This is a genomic window from Acidovorax sp. 56, from assembly GCF_002749705.1.
GTDB lineage: Bacteria > Pseudomonadota > Gammaproteobacteria > Burkholderiales > Burkholderiaceae_C > Acidovorax.
Genome location: NZ_PEEV01000001.1, coordinates 3,354,348 through 3,369,686 on the forward strand (window position 1 = coordinate 3,354,348; position 15,339 = coordinate 3,369,686).

General features: G+C 65.7%; 16 protein-coding genes. 11 read left to right on the forward strand and 5 right to left on the reverse strand.

Translation table 11 applies throughout. The annotated features are described in order from the left end of the window. Positions 1-17 precede the first annotated feature (17 nt). The 5 genes from CLU88_RS14835 (at position 18) to CLU88_RS14855 (ending at position 3,531) form a co-directional block, all read left to right on the forward strand. Positions 18-851, forward strand: a complete 834-nt coding sequence (locus CLU88_RS14835; protein WP_233205478.1) for a DUF3883 domain-containing protein — start codon at positions 18-20, stop codon at positions 849-851. Between the two features lie 35 nt (positions 852-886). Then, positions 887-1,288: a YkgJ family cysteine cluster protein gene (locus CLU88_RS14840; protein ID WP_099657252.1), complete on the forward strand. Its 402-nt coding sequence runs from the start codon at positions 887-889 to the stop codon at positions 1,286-1,288. Between the two features lie 155 nt (positions 1,289-1,443). Next, positions 1,444-1,704 (forward strand): ATP-binding protein, encoded by a 261-nt coding sequence (locus tag CLU88_RS14845; RefSeq protein WP_099657253.1) that lies wholly within the window; start codon positions 1,444-1,446, stop codon positions 1,702-1,704. A gap of 99 nt (positions 1,705-1,803) precedes the next feature. Beyond that, on the forward strand, positions 1,804-1,998 hold the full coding sequence (locus CLU88_RS14850; protein ID WP_099657254.1) for a hypothetical protein: 195 nt from the start codon (positions 1,804-1,806) through the stop codon (positions 1,996-1,998). Positions 1,999-2,127: 129 nt separating this feature from the next. Continuing rightward, positions 2,128-3,531: a homoserine dehydrogenase gene (locus CLU88_RS14855; protein ID WP_099657255.1), complete on the forward strand. Its 1,404-nt coding sequence runs from the start codon at positions 2,128-2,130 to the stop codon at positions 3,529-3,531. Between the two features lie 217 nt (positions 3,532-3,748). On the opposite strand, the gene CLU88_RS14860 is transcribed toward CLU88_RS14855, so the two are convergent. Together CLU88_RS14860 and CLU88_RS14865 are read right to left on the reverse strand one after the other, a co-directional pair. Next, a complete protein-coding gene (locus tag CLU88_RS14860) occupies positions 3,749-4,384 on the reverse strand; it encodes an FMN-binding negative transcriptional regulator (RefSeq protein WP_099658904.1) in 636 nt (211 codons plus the stop codon). A 1-nt stretch (position 4,385) separates the two neighbouring features. After that, entirely contained in the window at positions 4,386-4,883 is a 498-nt protein-coding gene (locus tag CLU88_RS14865; protein ID WP_099657256.1) for an OsmC family protein, read from the reverse strand. Between the two features lie 76 nt (positions 4,884-4,959). Here CLU88_RS14865 and CLU88_RS14870 point away from each other — a divergent pair, with 76 nt between their 5' ends. Then, entirely contained in the window at positions 4,960-6,438 is a 1,479-nt protein-coding gene (locus CLU88_RS14870) for a PLP-dependent aminotransferase family protein (RefSeq protein ID WP_233205479.1), read from the forward strand. A gap of 230 nt (positions 6,439-6,668) precedes the next feature. Here CLU88_RS14870 and CLU88_RS14875 read toward each other — a convergent pair whose 3' ends face one another. Next, complete coding sequence (locus CLU88_RS14875; protein WP_233205480.1) at positions 6,669-7,793, reverse strand: MBL fold metallo-hydrolase; 1,125 nt, start codon at positions 7,791-7,793, stop codon at positions 6,669-6,671. A gap of 148 nt (positions 7,794-7,941) precedes the next feature. On the opposite strand from CLU88_RS14875, the gene CLU88_RS14880 reads away from it, so the two are divergent. Then, positions 7,942-8,583 (forward strand): TetR/AcrR family transcriptional regulator, encoded by a 642-nt coding sequence (locus CLU88_RS14880; protein ID WP_099657258.1) that lies wholly within the window; start codon positions 7,942-7,944, stop codon positions 8,581-8,583. A 198-nt stretch (positions 8,584-8,781) separates the two neighbouring features. Here the strand turns inward: CLU88_RS14880 and argP are convergent, their stop codons facing one another. Continuing rightward, positions 8,782-9,678, reverse strand: coding sequence for an HTH-type transcriptional regulator ArgP (argP, locus tag CLU88_RS14885; RefSeq protein WP_099657259.1), 897 nt, complete (start codon positions 9,676-9,678; stop codon positions 8,782-8,784). A gap of 115 nt (positions 9,679-9,793) precedes the next feature. Here argP and CLU88_RS14890 point away from each other — a divergent pair, with 115 nt between their 5' ends. The 4 genes from CLU88_RS14890 to CLU88_RS14905 all read left to right on the forward strand — a co-directional run bounded on the left by CLU88_RS14890 (position 9,794) and on the right by CLU88_RS14905 (position 14,067). Beyond that, positions 9,794-10,225 (forward strand): ACT domain-containing protein, encoded by a 432-nt coding sequence (locus tag CLU88_RS14890; RefSeq protein ID WP_099657260.1) that lies wholly within the window; start codon positions 9,794-9,796, stop codon positions 10,223-10,225. A 178-nt stretch (positions 10,226-10,403) separates the two neighbouring features. After that, entirely contained in the window at positions 10,404-10,949 is a 546-nt protein-coding gene (locus CLU88_RS14895; protein ID WP_099658906.1) for a gamma carbonic anhydrase family protein, read from the forward strand. Between the two features lie 48 nt (positions 10,950-10,997). Beyond that, positions 10,998-12,053 (forward strand): sensor domain-containing diguanylate cyclase, encoded by a 1,056-nt coding sequence (locus tag CLU88_RS14900; RefSeq protein WP_099657261.1) that lies wholly within the window; start codon positions 10,998-11,000, stop codon positions 12,051-12,053. A gap of 94 nt (positions 12,054-12,147) precedes the next feature. Further along, positions 12,148-14,067 carry a radical SAM protein gene (locus CLU88_RS14905; RefSeq protein WP_199173458.1) on the forward strand — a complete coding sequence of 640 codons (1,920 nt, stop codon included), beginning with the start codon at positions 12,148-12,150 and terminating at the stop codon, positions 14,065-14,067. Between the two features lie 117 nt (positions 14,068-14,184). Here the strand turns inward: CLU88_RS14905 and CLU88_RS14910 are convergent, their stop codons facing one another. Beyond that, positions 14,185-15,264, reverse strand: a complete 1,080-nt coding sequence (locus CLU88_RS14910; protein ID WP_158235606.1) for an ankyrin repeat domain-containing protein — start codon at positions 15,262-15,264, stop codon at positions 14,185-14,187. Between the last annotated feature and the right edge of the window lie 75 nt (positions 15,265-15,339).

The window sequence follows — 15,339 nt, forward strand, 5'->3', positions numbered from 1 at the left end:
ACTCGGTTGAACCGATCGTGGACTGGTCTCAGGCCGAGGTAGAAGCCGTTGTTGCCGACTACCTCAAGATGCTCAGTCTTGAACTGGCTGGTCAGGCCTACAGCAAGGCTGCGCACCGTCGCGCCTTGCTTGAAAAGCTCAATGGCCGCTCTGCCGGTTCGATTGAATTCAAGCACTGCAATATCAGTGCGGTGCTCATCCATCTGGGCTGCCCGTACCTGCGCGGATATCAACCACGAGCCAATTACCAACGCCTGCTGCTTGAAGTAGTGGAGCGGCAAGTTGACCGATTCTCCGCACTAGATTCACTGGCACTTGCGGCGGCGCACCAGCCTGCGATATCCCATGAAATTGTGGATTTCTCCAAGGTTGAAACCGAAGCACCGCAAAAGCGCCACCATGTCGGCGAATCAAGCCCGCGCTACGGCAACTTACCCATCAAGCGTGACTACCTAGCGATCGAGTCCCGCAATCGCTCGCTAGGTCAGGCTGGTGAAGAGTTCGTTTTCCGTTACGAGCAATGGCGACTGGCTCATATCGGCAAGCTCGATCTGGCTGAACGGGTGGAGCATGTTTCGCAAACAAAGGGGGATGGCCTTGGCTACGACATCCTGTCTTTCGATACGAATGGTCGCGAGCGATTCATCGAAGTGAAAACTACGGCGTTTGGCAAAGACACACCGTTTTTCGTATCCAAGAACGAATTGCATTTCTCCAGAGACGCAGGTCCTGACTTCACGCTGTGTCGGCTGTTTGAGTTTCGGCAGACTCCAAAGTTGTTCTCTCTGAAAGGCGCACTGGATCAGCACTGTGACCTGGATCCCATCACCTATCGCGCCAGCTTTTCTTAGTCCCCTCACAAACCACTGGCCGCAGACTTTCACCCATGCGCTCCCCCATCTCCATCGTCGACGTTGACCGCCTAGACACCTGGACCCGCTACCGCGCAGGCCTGTGCGACACCTGTGCGGCCAATTGCTGCACCATGCCGCTGGAGGTGCAGCTGTCTGACCTGGTGCGGCTGGGGCTGGTGGATGCGTTTGAGGCGGAGCACGAAGAGCCCCGGCACATTGCCAAGCGGCTACAAAAAGCGCGGCTGATTGACCACTTCAACCACAAGAACGTGGTGTTCACCATGGCGCGGCGGGCCAGTGGGGATTGCAACTTTCTAGACCCCAAGACGCGGCTGTGCACCGTGTACGACCAGCGACCCGAGACCTGCCGCCTGCACCCGCAAAAGAAGAGCCCCAAGCCGGGGTACTGCGCCTACGGGCGCCGGGGCGGTTGACGGCGCTGCGCTGGGGCGGGAACATGGCTGCTGGCGGTGCTGCACCCACCGCCGCTGGCGCCAATGAAGGGGCCTTGGCACCCCGGTGGCAGCTGCCCCAATGCCGCCCCACCCGCACGGCGGCGCCACGCCGTTGATAAGGTTCTTTGCACCCCATGCCTGCCAAAGCCCTGCCCGCCATTGACCCCGCCCGCTGCACGGGCTGCGGCTGGTGCGTGGCGGTGTGTGCGCCGCATGTGCTGTCGCTGCAAGTGCAGACGCAGGGCACGGGGGCTGAGCCCAAAGCCTGGGGCCCCAAGCGCTCTCACCTCGACGATGCAGCGGGTTGCACGGGCTGTGCACTGTGCGCCGTGCGCTGCCCGTTTGATGCGATTGCAATGGTGCGCACCGAGCGGCCTGCGGTGCCTGATCTTTGAATAGAAATTGCCAAAATGGCCGCTAGCGCCTACCCCACAAGCGCTGGCAGCTACAGATAACGTAGCAACGCTTTCTGCGATGGGAAGAGAAAGCGATGCATGGCCAAGCAGCCCGCGCAGTGCGCGTTGGCCACGCGCCGGGCTGTGCGCTACACTGCAGCGGTCATGTCGTTCACTCCATCCTCCGTCATCGCACCTGCCGCAGCCTTTGCGTGCATGGGCATGATGCTGCCTGCGTTTACGCGGGCAATGGGTGCACGAATGATGATCACCATTACCACCGCGGCCACCTGAGCGCAGCGCAGGTGGCCGTTTCGGCAGCCACCTGGTGATCGCTCTCTCTTCTCTTCCAAGACGAATGCACGAAACCCAGCTCTGGCAGCTGGGTTTTTTTGTTTGTTCGTTTGATGTTTGGAGAAGCCGATGTACCGCGATCCAGTCCAGAGTCTTGAGCCCCAGTCCAGCCCCGCCGTTGCGGTGGCCACACGCCCGCTGCGCGTGGGCATGATCGGGATTGGCACCGTGGGGGCTGGCACCTTCAGGGTGCTGGCGCGCAACCAGGCCGAGATTGCAGGCCGCGCCGGGCGGGGCATCAAGCTGGTGATGGTGTGCGCGCGCAGCCTGGCGCGGGCGATGAGCGTGGTGGGCACCGATGTGGCGCTGACCAACGACCCGATGCAGGTCGCCACCCACCCCGATGTGGATGTGCTGGTGGAGGCCGCTGGCGGCACCGGCCCGGCGCGGGAATGGGTGCTGGCCGCCATCCGTGCGGGCAAACATGTGGTCACGGCCAACAAGGCGCTGCTGGCCGTGCATGGCAACGAAATTTTTGCCGCTGCGCGCCAGCACGGCGTGGCCGTGGCGTATGAGGGCGCGGTGGCTGTGAGCATCCCCATCGTCAAAGCGCTGCGCGAAGGGCTGACGGCCAACCGCATTGAGTGGGTGGCGGGCATCATCAACGGCACCACGAATTTCATCCTGAGCAAGATGCGCGACGAGGGGCTGGGCTTTGCCGAGGCGCTGTCGCAAGCGCAGGCTCTGGGCTATGCCGAGGCGGACCCGACGTTTGACATCGAGGGCATCGATGCGGCCCACAAGATCACGCTGCTGGCGGCCAATGCGTTTGGCATGCCCGTGCGCTTTGCCGACGCGCAGGTGGAGGGCATCACCCGCCTGCAGGGGCTGGACGTGGCCTGTGCCGAGCAACTGGGCTATCGCATCAAGCTGCTGGGCGTGGCCCGGCGGCGCAAAGACGAGACAGTGGGTGCGGAGGTGGACGGTGTGGAGCTGCGCGTGCAGCCTGCCCTGGTGCCCGCCACGCATTTGCTGGCGCATGTGAACGGCTCGATGAACGCGGTGATGGTCAAGGGCGACGCGGCGGGGGTGACGATGTTCTACGGCGCGGGGGCTGGGTCTGAACAAACCGCATCGGCCGTGATTGCCGACCTGGTGGACGTGGCGCGCCTGGAGGGCACCCGGGCACCGCAGCGTGTGCCGCACCTGGGCTTTCATCCCCAGGCGATGAACGAGCAACTGGCCGTGCTGCCCCGCGCTGCCGTGCACACCCGCCACTACCTGCGCGTGCCGGTGCACACCGCCCAGCAGGTGGAGGCCGTGGGCGCCTGGCTGGCGGCGCAGCAGGTGCCCGTGCAGCGTGTGGAGCTGGCCTGCGAGAAGGCACTGCCCACAGGCAGCGGGCCCCAGGTGCTGGTGCTGACCGACGCCGCCCCCCAAGCCACGGTGGACCTGGCCGTGCACGCGCTGGCCGCCAACCCAGCAGTGGCTGGGCCGGTGGTGACGCTGCGGGTGGAGGCGCTGGAAGGGTGATGGCCCTGGGGATTGCGGGGCGCTGCTTGGTGCCCCCATCCCTCGTCGCCCCAAGCCTGTTGAAGCGCGGCCCACACGGCGCATCCAGGCATCGGCAAGCCCCGCCTGGGTGAAAGGGTGCGGCTGAAACTTTTAATCAAATATGGCCCTAGCGCTTGATTGAAAAGCGCTAGCAGCTATTTATTTGATAGCAATTTGCGGCGATGGGCTCTGCGCCTCACCCCATCAGCCGCCCCAACACCAGCGCCGCCATGTCCTCGGCCGCTGGGGTGCCTTCGGCCAGCAGGCCTTGCACCACGCCCGCGCGGTCTTCGTCGGTGCGGTTCTGGCTCACCTTCCACAGGCCTTCCCAGCGTTGCACCTCCAGCTCGATGCCCACGATGGCGCGCAGCAGCTTGTCGATGTAGTCGGGCGGGGCATCGTCGATGCGCCACGGGTGGGGACGGTGGGCTTCGTGCTGCTCGCTCAGGGTGTGCAGCAGGGTGCGCAGGCGCGCCGGGTCGTCCACCGCCGTGAGCGCGCCATGGGCGTGCACTGCGGCGTAGTTCCAGGTGGGCACCTGCTTGCCATCCACCGCTTTGGACGGGTACCACGACGGCGAGATGTACGCCTGCGGCCCGTGGAAGATGGCCACGGCCTGCTGCGGCAGCAGCGGCCACAAGCCATTGGCCCGCGCCACATGGCCCACCAGCGTGCCATGCGGGCCACGGGTGGGGTCCAGAAACAAAGGCACGTGGTTGGCGTGCAGGGCCCCGGCATGCGCCATCACCAACGTGGCCAAGGGTTGCGCACGCACCAGCGCGTGCAGGGTGGGGGCATCGGTCACGTGAAACTGCCGGTTCGCGTTGGCCATGTCAGGCTCCTTGCCTTGCAGCGGCTTCCACTTCCAGCACCGGCGCACAGTCGATCTGCGTCTTGACCGAGTTGGCCAAAAAGCAGGCCGCATGCGCCTGGTGGTGCAGATCGGCCAGCACGGCGGCGGTGGGGGCATGGGCGGCATCGAACGCGGTGACGGGCCGCAGTTGCACGTGGCTTACCACCAGGCGGCCTTCGGCGTCCTTGGCCATGGTGCCCACAGCAGCGTCGGTGTAGCGGTTCACGCGCCAGCCCGCGCGGCTGGCAATGTCCAAGAACCACAGCATGTGGCAGCTGGCCAGGGCGGCGATGTAGGCCTCTTCAGGGTCCACCGCCGCCGCATCCGAGTAGGGCAGGGGCACCACATGCGGCGACGACGACGCCGCTACGGTGGCACCGCCATCAAACTGCCACTGGTGGCTGCGGTGGTAGCGCTTGTCCAGAAAGTCATCGGTGCCACGGGTCCAGACGATGGTGGCGGTGTGCGGTGCAGCCATGGGTGAAGTTCCGGCAAGGGTTTTTACAATGGTTCTTCAGTTTAGGCGCCGTAGCGCATTCACAAGGAGCCAATTCGTGTCCGTTGCCAGAGCCAATCCACCCAGCGCCACGCCTTCGTCGGCCACCTTGCGCCAGCAGGTGTATGCGCAGTTGCGCAGCGCCATTGAGCAGGGCCGCTGGCCTGCGGGCATGCGGCTGCCGCCTTCGCGTGCGCATGCGGGGCTGCTGGGGGTGTCGCGCAACACGGTGCTGTGGGCCGTGCAGCGCCTGCTGGCCGAGGGCTATGTCGAAGCCCGCGTGGGCGATGGCACCTATGTGGCGCAGGCCCTGGCGCAGCGCCCCACCCACACGCCACCGAGTACGCCGTCCAGCACCCCCGCGCTGGTAGCGCCACCCCGGGGCCTGTCGCGGCGCGGGCAGCTGGTGGCCGACACGGCGGCACGCTGGCGCCCGCCGCTGGTGGCCGCCAGGGCGTTTCGCATTGGTGCACCCGAGGTGGCCAGCTTTCCGTTTGCCGTGTGGGACCGCCTGGCGCGCCAGGCCAGCCAAGCCCAGCGCGCCGCCCGCGCCCACTACCTGGACCCGGCGGGCGACCCCGACCTGCGCCAGGCCGTGGCGCAGTGGCTGTGGGCATCGCGCGGCATCCGCTGCGATGCGGCGCAGGTGGTGGTGTGCTCGGGCTCACAGCAGGGCATTGATTTGATTGCGCGCCTGCTGCTGGACGTGGGCGACGAGGTGCTGGTGGAAGACCCCGGCTACCCCGGCATCCGCGCCAGCCTGCTGGGCCACGGCGCCCTGGCACGGCCCGTGCCGCTGGATGCCAGCGGCCTGTGCATTGCCCAGGGCGCCGCGCAGTGGCCCGCTGCGCGCATGGCCGTGGTCACGCCCACGCACCAGTTCCCGACCGGTGTGCGCATGGATTTGCCGCGCCGCCAGGCCCTGTTGCAATGGGCGCGCGAGCACGATGCCTGGGTGGTGGAAGACGACTACGACGGCGAGTTCCAGTACGGCAACGCCGCCCAGCGCGTGCCTGCGCTGTGCAGCCTGCCGGGGTCGGAGCGGGTGCTGTACGTGGGCACGTTTTCTAAAACCCTGCACCCGGGCCTGCGCCTGGGCTTTGTGGTGGTGCCGCCCGCGCTGGTCGAGGCCTTTGCCATGGCCCGCGCCATCACCGACCGGCACGCGCCTGGCGACACGCAGGCCGTGCTGGCCCGCTTCATTGCCGAAGGGCACCTGCTGCGCCACCTGCGCCGCATGCGCGAGCTGTACCTGCACCGCCAGCAGCTGCTGATTGACACCCTGGCCGAAGCCAGCGGTGGCCACTGGCAACTGCCCCCGTGCGACCGGGGCATGCACCTGCTGCACGAAGCGCCCACAGGCAGCGATGACGAGCCCCTGGCCCGCAGCGCCCAGGCTGCAGGCGTGATGCTGGCCCCGCTCTCGCGCTACGCCATCAACTCGCCCCGGCGCGGCTGGCTGCTGGGCTACGCAGGCTATGGAGACGAGGAAATCCGCACGGCGGCGCGTGTGGTGGGGGCGCTGGCAGGGCGGTAGTCTCAGCGCCTGTTCAAAGACGCCTGCAAAACCACCCCAGCCGGATACGCGCTTTGATGAGCCCCTAGGGATGTCCTGCATAACCCTCGCGAGTCGGTGATAGTGCGGATCGGGATAGGCCGCAAGGCGTCTTTTCGCAGCCAATAGCCGGGCTATTGGCAAGAAAAGCAACGCAGCGGACTGCCCGAGGCCGCGCTATCACAGACCGCAGGGAGTTATGCAGGACATCCCTAGACTCCAGACGCCGGGGCCACCAGCGCTGGGCCCTGCGCTGCGCTGGGCTGCGTGGCCTGCACGCTGCGCCACCAGTGGCGAGACAAGGCCGGTTGGCGCAGGTCAATGCGCTCGCCCATCACCGGCGCCACCAGGGGCACCTGGGCGGCTTCGGCCAGGGCGGTGATGCGCTCGAAAGGCTCGGTCCAGGGGTGCAGCGACAGGTCGAACGTGCCGTTGTGGATGGGCATGAGGTAGCGGCCCTTCAGGTCCAGGTGGGCCTGCAGGCTTTCTTCGGGCTGCATGTGCACGTCGGGCCAGTCCTTGTTGTAGGCCCCGGTTTCCACCATCGTCAAATCAAACGGGCCAAAGCGCTCGCCAATGGCTTTGAAGCCATCGAAGTAACCTGAGTCGCCGCTGAAGAACACGCGCAAGCCGTTGGATGCGGATTCACCACCGTCACCAGCCCCCACCACGCGCAGCACCCACGATGCCCACAGCGTGCGGTCGCTGTCCGTCAGGCCACGGCCTGAGAAATGCTGGGCGGGCGTGGCCGTCAGCTCCAGCGCGCCCACGGTGGTGCTCTGCCACCAATCGAGCTGCTGCACCTTGGCCGCAGGCACGCCCCAGCCGATGAGCCGGTCGCCCACGCCCAGCGGGGTGATGAAGTGCGCCACCTTGGGTGCCAGCTTCTGGATGGCGCTGTAGTCCAGGTGGTCGTAATGGTCGTGTGACAGCACCACGCCTTCGATGGGGGGCAGCTCGTCAATGCTGATGGGCGGGGCATGGAAGCGCTTGGGGCCCATGAACTGGAAGGGCGAGGCACGCTCGGAAAACACCGGGTCCGTCAGCCAGAACTGCCCGCCCACCTTCAACAGCATGGTGGAGTGCCCCAGGCGCCACAGGCTGCCATCGGGCGCGGCCAGCAGGTCGGTGCGCAGCACCGGGTGCACGGGGATGGGCGCGCGGGGCACGGTGTCGGCGTCTTTGCCCGTCGCAAAGTTCCACAGCACCTTGGCTGTCTTGGCCGCCCCCAGCGACTGGCGCGGCTTGGCATTGCGGTACTTGCCGCCCTCTTGCAGCGCGTTTTCGGTGTGCGTGGTGGCAGGGAAGGTGGTGCAGGACGACGTGACAACGGCCATGGCAAGGGCTCCGATCAAGACTGTGGCAATGGTCCAGACCCGGGAAAGACGGCGGGGCATGGGCAAATTCCGGTGGTTTTGCAAATGTGCACTGCACAGTGTAGTTTAGTTTTAATAAAAGTAAACTGCACGGTGTAAAATTTCCCCCATGAGTGCCCAGCCTTCCCCCACCCGCCTGACGGACCGCAAGCGCGATGCCATCGTGCAAGCCGCCATTGAGGAGTTTCGCCAGCACGGCTTCAACGGCACCAGCATGGACCGCGTGGCCGCAGCGGCCGAGGTCTCCAAACGCACGGTGTACAACCACTTCCCCAGCAAGGAAGACCTGTTCGAGGCCATCCTGATGCTGATGTGGGAGCGCAGCCGCTCGCCCGAGGAGCTGGTCTACAACCCCCACCAACCGCTGCGGGGCCAGTTGCTGGAGTTGCTGGGCCACAAGATGCGCCTGCTGGACGACGCCAGCTTCATTGACCTGAGCCGCGTGGCCATGGCCGACATGATGCACACGCCCGAGCGCGCACGCGCCATCGCCACCAAGCTCTCGGCCAAAGAGGAAGGCCTGCCGCGCTGGCTGCGCGCCGCCCAGCAAGACGGGCGCCTGCGCCCCGGTATGGATGTGGCCTACGCCGCCAACTTGCTGCAGGGCATGATCAAGGCCTTTGCCTTCTGGCCCCAGCTGGCCATGGGCCAGCCGCCCCTCACACCCGCACAGCAGGCGCAGGTGATGGGCGACGCGGTGGACATGTTTTTGGGGCTGTATGCCCCACCGGCACCGAACGCCAGGGCCTGAACCACCGCCTGCGGGCCAGCTAGGGATCCTCTGCACGAATCGAGCGGAAAGTGTGCGCTGCGGATCGGGATGGACTGCAAGGCGCAAAGCGCAAAGCGCAAAGCGCAGCAATAGCTGTAGCTATTGCGAGCATTTGCAACGCGGCAGACCGCCCGAGGCCGCAAATGCACACGGCGCGGTGATTTGTGCAGAGGATCCCTAGAGCAGCTGCCGGGCAACTTCCATCACCCGCTGAGCAAGGCGCTCCAGTCGCGGCGGCTGCTGGGCCCAGCCATGCCAGTACAGGGCAACCTCTGTCACGGCTTCGGGCATGACATCCACCAGCTCCCCGCGCTCAATGGCATCTCCGATCTGCAGCTCAGGCACCATCCCGTAGCCCAGCCCCAACCGGATCGCCGCAACAAAGGCCTCGGATGCAGGCACGTAGTGGCTCACATAGGCGTTACCCTGCAGGCCAAACGCATTGAGCAACGCATTGGCGTGCAGCGAGTCCTTGCGATTGAACACCACAGCGGGTGCCCGGCGCGCCGAGGTCCGCGTGATCCCACGTGGGCCGAACCACTGCGCGGCAAACGCGGGTGTGGCCACCAGCCGGTAGCGCATGCGCCCCAATGGTTCGGCCATGCACCCACGCATGGCATGCGGCTGGGCCGATACGCAGGCATGGGCCACCCCCGTCTCCAGCAGCGCATGCGTGTGCTCTTGGTCATCCACCAAAAGCTCGATGGCAATGCGCTCACGCTGCACCACAGCCGACAGCGTCGGCAGCAACCAGGTAGCGAGCGAGTCAGCGTTGACCGCAAGTGTGATGGGGAAAAACGCATCTCCGCCCCCCTCACTGCCCATGATCCCCGCCAGCAGGTCATGTTCCATCACACGGGCGCGTTGCAGGTGCTGCAAAAGCTGCCGCCCCACATGGGTGGCACGGCTGGGCCGGCCGCGCACGATCAGTGGCTGGCCAAGCCGCTCCTCCAGGCCCCGCACGCGCAAAGACACTGCCGAAGGCGTGATGTGCAGCGCCGCCGCAGCCTGCTCAAAACTACCCGCCTCCGCCACGGCCAGGAATGCATCACATTGTTTTGAATCCAGTGCCATAGGAGCTTTAGCGTTCAAAGTTAAGAAATTCTCAGCCAAACTGAGATTTTCCAAACTTTGGTGAACATTGGCAGCGCGGCCTCCACAATTTGGGGATGTTCTTCTTCGCCCACTTATGACCACGACACCCGCCATCACTTCTGCTTGGGCCAGCGCCCGCAGCATCACGCTGCAAGCCTTGCCTTCGCTCTATGCCATCGCCCGCCTCGCCCCCCAAGCGGCCATACCGCCATGGGCCGATGGTGAAGGGTTCGTTTCCATCTCCCGCAGCAGCGAAGAGCTGTCCATCACCTGCCTTCAGGCGCGTGTCCTCGATGGCGTGCAGGCTGACCGGGACTGGGTGGCATTCCGCTTTGTAGGCCCCTTCGCTTTTGGCGAAACGGGCATCGTTTTGTCGGTGATACGCCCCCTGTCGGAGAACGGCATCGGCGTCTTTGTCGTTTCGACCTTTGACGGGGATCACCTGCTGCTATCCAGGGCGGACAGTGAGCGCGCCTGTGTGCTGCTGGCTGGAGCTGGCCACACCGTGCTGCCAGCAGTGGGTTGATCATGCACGCAGCGGGCCCAGCGCCCGGCGCGCGAGGTGAAAACGAAGCGCGTTCGGCCATGTGTCGCCACGGGCTTGCGCTCATGGGATGATGCTGGCCCCCAAGCGCCTGCGGCAGACGCAGGCACACTTCGACCCCATCCCCACTTTGCCTATTCGCCCTGCGCGACGCCAAAACATGCCCACGTCCCCCTACCTCAACACTGCGCCCCAACTGGGCCACAACGTCTTCATCCATGCCAGTGCGCAAGTGATTGGCGATGTGCAACTGGGCGATGACAGCTCGGTGTGGTGCAACGCCGTGCTGCGCGGCGATGTGAACCGCATCACCGTGGGCCGCTTCAGCAACGTGCAAGACCTGACCATGGGCCATGTCTCGCACCGCAATGCCAGCAAACCCGAGGGATCGCCACTGGTGATTGGCGACTACGTCACCGTGGGCCACTCGGTCATCCTGCACGGCTGCCGCATTGGCAACGAATGCCTCATCGGCATGGGCTCCATCGTGATGGACGACGCCGTGATCGAAGACCGCGTGATGCTGGGCGCTGGCAGCCTGGTCTCGCCCGGCAAGGTGCTGGAAAGCGGCTACCTCTACATCGGCCGCCCGGCGGTGCGCCAGCGGGCGCTGACCGACGCCGAGATTGCCTACCTCAAGTATTCGGCCGAGCACTATGTGCGGGTGAAGAACAACTACCTGGCCCCACCCACGCCCGGTCTTTGAGCCCGGCGCTGCCGCACGCGCCACGGCCCCGGCCATAATTTCCGGCGTATGAGCGAAATTCTTGAGCAACTCTCCGAATCCGTTTCTGCGGCCCGGTCCGTCGAGGAGCTGACACGCCCGCTGCTGGAAATGCTGGAGGCGGTGACGGGGCTGGAATCCACCTACCTCACCTCCATCGACGAGGCCCAGGGGGTGCAGCATGTGCTGTATGCCCGCAACTCCAGCGCCATGCAGATCCCCGAGGGCCTCGTGGTGCCGTGGAACGACACCCTGTGCAAGCGCGCATTGGAAGAGGGCCGCACCTTCACCGACGATGTGCCCGCCTGCTGGGGCGATTCGGGAGCCGCACGCGATCTGGGCATCCGCACCTATGCGAGCAAACCCGTGCGCATGGGCGACGGCGTGCTGTACGGCACGCTGTGCGCGGCCAGCACCCACACCCGCCCGCGCACGCCCGAGGCCGAACGCATCCTCACCCTGTTCGCGTACCTCATCGGCCAGCAGGTGGAGCGCGAACGGCTGATCCAAAAGCTACTGTCCGCCAACGAGCAGCTGGCCACCGTGGCCGCCACCGACCCGCTCACGGGGCTGCCCAACCGCCGCGCCCTCATGGAGGCGCTGGAGCGCATGCTGGCGCAGGGGCTGCGGCGCAAGATGGGTGTGCAGATCGCGTTCATCGACCTGGACGGATTCAAGGCGATCAACGACACCCACGGCCACGCGGTGGGCGACCAGTTCCTGGTGGCCATTGCCCAGCGCCTGCGGGGCGTGCTACGCGCCGAGGACCTGGCCGCCCGCCTGGGCGGCGACGAATTTGTGGTGATCAGCCTGAGCGCCCATGCGGGCGAGGTCGCGCAGTCTGCCCAGGATGTGCTCAGCCAACGCATCACCCAGGCCACCCAGGGTCACTTTGCGCTGCCGGGCGTAGCCCTGGACTACGCCGGTGCCAGCGTGGGCGTGACCACCATTGCACCCGACCAGCACCGAGAGACCGAAGACGCCCTGCGCACGGCCGACCAGACCATGTACAAGGTCAAGCACGCACGCCGCCAGGCCCAGGCCGCCTTGGCCCAAACGCGCAGCGGGACCGACCCCCACGGCTGACCCTGGCAACGGCCCCTCGCAGGCGGCAGTAGCCACACACCCGGTGCAGAACCGGGGGCCCGGGATAATCGGGGCATACCACCCCCGAGATTCCATGGCCTCTTCCCCGTGCCGCGTGCTCGCCGTCATCCCGCCGATGACGCAGCTGAACACGCCTTATCCCTCCACCGCGTACCTCACGGGCTTTCTCCGCTCACGCGGCATCACTGCGTTCCAGGAAGATCTGGCGCTGGCGCTGGTGCTACGGCTGCTGTCGCCCGAGGGCCTGCAGGATGTGGCGGCGCGCGTACAAGCCCTGCCCGCCAAGCAGCGCAGCCCCGCCGTGCAGTCCTTTGCCGCGCAGCAAGACCGCTACCTCGCCACCATCGGCCCCGCCATTGCCTTCCTGCAAGGGCGCGACAGCACCCTGGCGCACCGCATCGTGGGCCGGCACTTTTTGCCCGAGGGGCCGCGCTTTGCCACGCTGGATGTGTATGTGGACGACGACGGTGGCGACCCGCTGGGCTGGGCCTTTGGCGCACTGGGGCTGACGGACAAGGCCAAGCACCTGGCCACGCTGTATTTGAACGACCTGGCCGACGTGCTGCGCGACGCGGTGGACGAGCGCTTTGAATTTGTGCGCTATGCCGAATCGCTGGCGGGCAGCCAGCCCACGTTTGACCCGCTGGCCCAGGCACTGGCCAAAGCCCAGGTCGCGCCCACGCTGGTGGACGAGTTGCTGGAGCAGCTCACGCACGAGGCCATCGCGCGACACCAGCCCACCGTGGTGCTGCTGTCGGTGCCCTTCCCTGGCTCGGTGTACGCGGCGTTTCGCATTGCGCAGGCCATCAAGGCGCGGCACCCGCACATTGCCACCGTGCTGGGCGGCGGCTTTGTGAACACCGAACTGCGCGAGCTGGCCGACCCGCGCGTGTTTGACCACTTTGACTACGTGACGCTGGACGCGGGCGAGCGCCCGCTGCTGGCGCTGCTGGAACACCTGCGCGGCGAGCGCGGGCGCCAGCGGCTGGTGCGCACCTTTGTGCGCAGCGAAGACGCAGCGGTGCAGTACATCAACATGATGGAAGCCGACATCGCCTTTGCCGAGGTGGGCACCCCCACCTGGGACGGCCTGCCGCTGGACCGGTATCTGTCGCTGCTGGACATGCTCAACCCCATGCACCGCCTGTGGAGCGACGGGCGCTGGAACAAGCTGACGGTGGCGCACGGCTGCTACTGGAAGAAGTGCAGCTTTTGCGATGTGAGCCTGGACTACATCAGCCGCTACGAGGGCGCGAGTGCTGGGGTGCTGGCCGACCGCATCGAGCAGATCGTGCGCGAGACGGGGCAGACGGGCTTTCACTTTGTGGACGAGGCTGCGCCCCCCAAGGCGCTCAAGGCGCTGGCCACCGAGCTGATTGAGCGCAACGCGGGCATCAGCTGGTGGGGCAATGTGCGGTTTGAAAAAACCTTCACCCCTGACCTCGCTGAGCTGCTGGCCGACAGCGGCTGCATCGCGATCTCCGGCGGGCTCGAAGTGGCTTCGGACCGGCTGCTCACCCTCATGAAAAAAGGTGTGTCGGTGGACCAAGTGGCGCGGGTGACCAAGGCGTTCAGCGATGCAGGCATCCTGGTGCATGCGTACCTGATGTACGGCTTTCCGACGCAGACGGTGCAGGACACCGTGGACGCGCTCGAGTACGTGCGGCAGTTGTTTGCCAATGGCTGCATCCAAAGCGGCTTCTTTCACCGCTTTGCCTGCACCGTGCACTCACCCGTGGGCAAAAACCCCGAGGAATACGGCGTGACCCTGGCACCGCTGCCACCAGGCGACTTTGCCAAGAACGATGTGGCCTTTATCGACCCCACGGGCGTAGACCACGACGCGCTGGGCAGCGCGCTCAAAAAGGCCATCTACAACTACATGCACGGCATCGGGCTGGAAGAAGACGTGCGCAGCTGGTTCCCCTTCAAGGTGCCCAAGACAACGGTGCGGCGCGACCGCATCGAGCGGGCACTGCGCGAGCGGGGGTAAAGCGCAGGGCTTAGCACCCTGTCGCTCGGCAAACGAAATGCGTTCAGGCTGAGCCCGTCGAAGCCAGGGTGCGCCCCGGTGAAAGCCCCTGGGCAGGCTCCGCGCTCATTCCGGCCATCACACCGTGGCCATGTAGGCCAGCAGGGCGTCAAAGTCCGCGCGGTCCTTGGGCGTCTTGTCCATGGGTTCAAAGCCTTTGTGCAGCAGCCCCACCAGGTGCTCGCGCCGCTGCACCAAGTCGGCCTGGTGCACGGGGTCTTGCACCAGCAGTTCAAAGATGGCCTGCTTTTCCAGCAGGTGGCCACTGTGGTTGTCGTGGAAATACCCGGCGTTCAAGTCCAGCAGGTTGCCCATCTTGGGCATGCCCGTGGTCTTGGCCCCCTTGGCCAACAGCGACCGCACCGCCTTGGACTGGTGGTAGTAAATGGCAATCTCGATGGGGTAGCTGTGCTCTGAAAAGTCTTTGTTGCGCACATTCGGGTCCGCCCCGTACTGCAGCAGCAGATCCACGATCTTGGGCGCGGAAAAACGGCAGGCTTCATACAGGTTGGGATAGCCCCGGTGCAGCAGGTTGGGGTCGGCACCATGCTGCAACAGCAGCTGGACGATCTTGGCATTCTTCTTGGTCACCGCCCGGTTCAGGCACGAGGTGCCAGAGGGCAGCTTGCTGTTGGGATCGGCCCCCTTTTCGAGCAGGGCCTGCACGGTGGCGGCGTTCTTGGCAAGGCCGATGGCCACGGTCAGCGCATCGCTGAGGTCGTTTTCTGCGCGGTCCGTTGCAGCAATGGTGCGGCCCACGCGCCCCAGTTGCGCCACAGGGGCCAAGGTCTTCATCAGGGCCATCACATCGGCTGGCGGCTTCTTTTTGCCATGCACAAAGCCGTATTCCATGGTGCGCGCAATTTCGTCGTCCCGCAGGTCGGCATGCAGCGCGTGGCACACCCTCGACAACGGCCCAATGAACTCGTCGGCATGCGTGGAGCCCGAGGTGAAGGCCGCATCGATCACCAGGCCTGCGCGCTCGCAATGGTCGAACCCCATGCCATCCGGCGGATAGATAGCCACCTTGCGGGCGGCAAAGAAGGCCTTGATGGAGTCCTCCAACGCCTCGCCAGGCGGGGCGCTGAACGCTGCATGCAGCGCATCGGCATCGTCGGTGTGATGGCAAACCAAGGTGAATCGCGTCGTGTATTCCATGTTCCCTCGTCGATGGGCAGGCGCTTGCACGGGCTGGACTGTCAGGAAGCCTGCAGTGGCCATGATAGGAGCTCA